Genomic DNA, 3,558 nt, shown 5'->3' with positions numbered 1-3,558 from the left:
GCAGGAGACGCCCGCCGACGCGGTCAGCCCTGCGTCCGCCGAAGACGCGGTGGAACCCACGCCAGAGACGCCTCCCCACGTGCCCAGGCCTCGCGGCGAATGGTGGCTGATTGGCCTGGGCGCGGTGGCTGCCTGCGCGGGCGTGGCCGTCACGTACCTGCTCGCGACGGGGAGCTGACGGGAGGCTCAGCCCGGAACGGGCCCCAGCCCCGCGCGTTCCACCAGGAGCCGGGCGAGCTGCTGATGGTGCCGGAAGAAGCTGGTGAAATGGACGAGCCCCGCCTTGCCCCGGATGGCGTAGACCGTCACGGGCCCCGGCAGGACATCGAGCTTGCGGATGTCCGCGAAGGTGAAGCGCCGCGTCCGCACCATGCCCTGGTACGTCAGGCCCCGGGCGTCCACGACGATGTGCGTGCGCCCGTAGTACATGAGCGACACGGCGAAGAAGAGGACGAAAAAGCCCGCTGAGAGGAAGGTCTTGAGCGGGACCTCATCGAAAAATCGGAGGAGGTACACCAGCACGGCAACCCAGAGGAGACCCGCGGCGGCCATGGCCGCTGCGAGGACCCGTCGGGGTCTGAAGACCTGCCGTCCGTTCGGTTCCGCGTCGCGCCCGCTCATTCATGGAAGCTAATGCTTGGGGCTGACACGGTCCACCTCCCCTCAGGCTTCCTGCCTGCCGGTCAACGCAGGCGCGCCGCCTTCTGTCGGGATTCCTCCTGGAGCTGGGGGCGGATGTCCGCGGCGGAAGAGGCGGCATAGCGCTCGTAGAGGTCGCGTGCCTCCAGCGTGCGTCCCATGGCACGGAAAGATTCGGCCAGTCCGTAAAGCGGTGACGCCGAGCCGGGCTCCAGCTCCAAGGCGTACTGATAGTCCGCCGCGGCTTCCGCGTAGCGGCGCAGGCCGATGTTGGCGCTGCCTCGCGCGACGAAGGCCACGGCCAGCATGGGCTCATGTTGGATGGCCTGGGTGAGGCTGGTCAGCGCGCCACTGAAGTCCTTGACTCCGATGCGCTGCACGCCCTGCTCATACGCCCGGCGCGCCAGCGCGCGCGTCGTGTCGGCCACGGGGCCGGAGCCCGGCGCCTGTCCCGCGGCCTGGGGAGAAGCGCCCGCCTGCGCCATCTTCGCCCGCGCGCGGTCGATGTTCTCCTTCGCGCTCTGCTGAATGGCCGCGTCCTTCGTGAGCGCGGTGGCACGCTCCCACCGCGCGACCGCCGGTCCGTAGTAGCCCAGCACCGCCAGCGCGTTCCCCAACTTGAACAATGCCTCCACGTGGCTCGCATCCGCGTGGGACGCATCCAGGAAGGCGAAGGCGGCCTCGCGGTAGCGGCGCTCCTTCATCAAGGCGTCGCCGTCGCGGATGCGCGACGCCGCCAGCGCCGGGTTGGACGTCGCGGCCTCCGCGGCAGGCGCCACCGAGGGCGGCGCGGTGGCCACCGGGAGCGGCTCGGCGCCCATGGCCTTCAGGTGCTCGGTCGCCTTGCGGACCCAGACCTGCTCCCCCTTGCGCTGCTCACGGGCGATGTACGCCTGGTACGCGGGAATCGCCTTGTCCTTCTGGCCGAGCTGCCGGTAGCTCTCCCCCAGCCCATAGAAGCCGTCCGCGTCGCCGGGCTCGAGCTCGGTGTAGCGCTCGTAGGCCCGCGCCGCGGTGGCCGCGTCCCCCGTCTTGCGCGCGGCATAGCCCAGGTTGAACCAGGCCATCTTGAAGCTGGGGTCCGCCTGCGTGGCGTCACGAAAGTGCGTGAGCGCCTCCCGCACCTGCCCCTTGCGGAAGAGCACGCTGCCCAGGCCATTGAGGGCGGAGGGATAGCCGGGCGTGTCAGCCAGGGCCTCGCGGTAGGCGGCGGCCGCGTCATCCCAGCGGCCACGCGCCAGCGCCGACTCCCCGCGCAGGAAGGCGTCCCGGGCCGCGGCGGAGGGCTCCGCGGCTCCCAGCAGCATTGCCGCGGACAGCGCGATGACGAACCTGCGCAAGACGACCATGACGGCTCCCGGGGTATCGACCCGGAAGCCGTAGCAGAAAAACCAGGGCCGCGTCAGCACGCCCGCGAGCGACGCCAGCCCTTCGCCTCCGCTCAGCTCCGGAACGGGTTCTGGAGCAGCACCGTCTCACCGCGGTCGGCGCCCACGGAGACGCACACCACGGGGACGCCGCTGACCTCTTCCACCCGGCGCACGTAGCGCTTGGCGTTCTCCGGCAGCTCGTCGAAGGTCCGCACACCGGCGATCTGCTCGTCCCAGCCCTGGAGCGTCTCGTAGATGGGCTTGACGCGCTCCAGGTCCTCGTAGTCCCCGGGCAGCTCCGTCACCTTCTGGCCGTCCAGTTCGTACGCGGTGCAGATCTGCAGCGTCTTGAGGCCGCTGAGCACGTCCAGCTTGGTGAGGGCCATGCCCCACAGGCCGTTGACGCGCGAGGCGTAGCGCAGCACCACGCCATCCAGCCAGCCGCAGCGACGGGGCCGGCCGGTGGTGGCGCCGAACTCGTCGCCCACCTTGCGCAGCTGGTCACCGGTGGCGTCGCTCAGCTCCGTGGGGAACGGACCGCCGCCCACGCGCGTGGTGTAGGCCTTGCTGATGCCCATCACCTTGTCGATGGCCGTGGGGCCCAGGCCCGAGCCCACCGCCGCGTTGCCCGCCACGCAGTTGGAGGACGTCACGAAGGGATAGGTGCCGTGGTCCACGTCCAGCAGCGTGCCCTGCGCGCCCTCGAAGAGGATGCGGGCGCCGCGGCGCACCTGACCGGACAGGTAGAGCGAGGCGTCGTGGACGAAGGGCTTGAGCCGCTCGCCCAGGGCGGTGAACTCCGCCAGCACCTGCGGCACCTCGAGCTGCGGCACCGGGTCGCCCGCCCGCGCGCACAGGTCCTTCAGTTCGTCCAGCGCCGCCGGCAGCCGGGCCTCGATGCGCGTGCGCAGCCGGTCCGCGTTGAGCAGGTCCCGCATGCGGATGCCGCGACGGGCCACCTTGTCCTCGTACGCGGGGCCAATGCCCCGGCCCGTGGTGCCAATGGCGCTGCCGCCGCGCGCCTTCTCGCGGAAGCTGTCCAGCAGCTTGTGCCACGGGAAGATGACGTGGGCATTGTCGGAGATGAGGAGCTGCGCGTCGTCCTTGAGGAAGCCGCGCACCTTCAGCGCGTCAATCTCTCCGACGAGGACGGCAGGGTCCACCACCACTCCGTTGCCAATCACACACGTCTTACCAGGGTGGAGGATGCCCGAGGGAATCAGGTGGAGAACGGTCTTCTGTCCGCCCACCACCAGCGTGTGGCCCGCGTTGTTGCCGCCCTGGAAACGGACGACGACCTGGGCGTGCTCGGTGAGCAGGTCAACGACCTTGCCCTTCCCCTCATCTCCCCACTGCGCTCCGATGACGACGACGTTCGGCATGGTGCTCGCCGCTTAGCACGCGGGGGGGGCCGGGTGACAGTGTTCCGCGAAGCCACAATGCAGGGCCTGGCAGGCTGCCTTCTCCCTCCCATCCCATTCACCCCTGGCCTCACCGCGTGCCACTGCCCGTGCTGCCCCCGCGAGCCGCCCGGCGGCCTCCTCCAGGC

Annotated in this window: 3 protein-coding genes; all 3 read right to left on the bottom strand. The window is 70.5% G+C overall.

The features are described 5' to 3' along the window. Positions 1-186 precede the first annotated feature (186 nt). The 3 genes from G4D87_RS35475 to G4D87_RS35465 all read right to left on the bottom strand — a co-directional run bounded on the left by G4D87_RS35475 (position 187) and on the right by G4D87_RS35465 (position 3,391). Positions 187-621, bottom strand: a complete 435-nt coding sequence (locus G4D87_RS35475) for a PH domain-containing protein (RefSeq protein WP_163787153.1) — start codon at positions 619-621, stop codon at positions 187-189. Between the two features lie 62 nt (positions 622-683). Further along, complete coding sequence (locus G4D87_RS35470) at positions 684-1,988, bottom strand: tetratricopeptide repeat protein (protein WP_205507848.1); 1,305 nt, start codon at positions 1,986-1,988, stop codon at positions 684-686. 92 nt (positions 1,989-2,080) lie between these two features. Then, complete coding sequence (locus G4D87_RS35465) at positions 2,081-3,391, bottom strand: adenylosuccinate synthase (RefSeq protein WP_163787149.1); 1,311 nt, start codon at positions 3,389-3,391, stop codon at positions 2,081-2,083. Positions 3,392-3,558 lie beyond the last annotated feature (167 nt).

This window comes from Myxococcus vastator (assembly GCF_010894475.1).
GTDB lineage: Bacteria > Myxococcota > Myxococcia > Myxococcales > Myxococcaceae > Myxococcus > Myxococcus vastator.
This window is presented reverse-complemented; position numbering and strand designations above follow the sequence as displayed.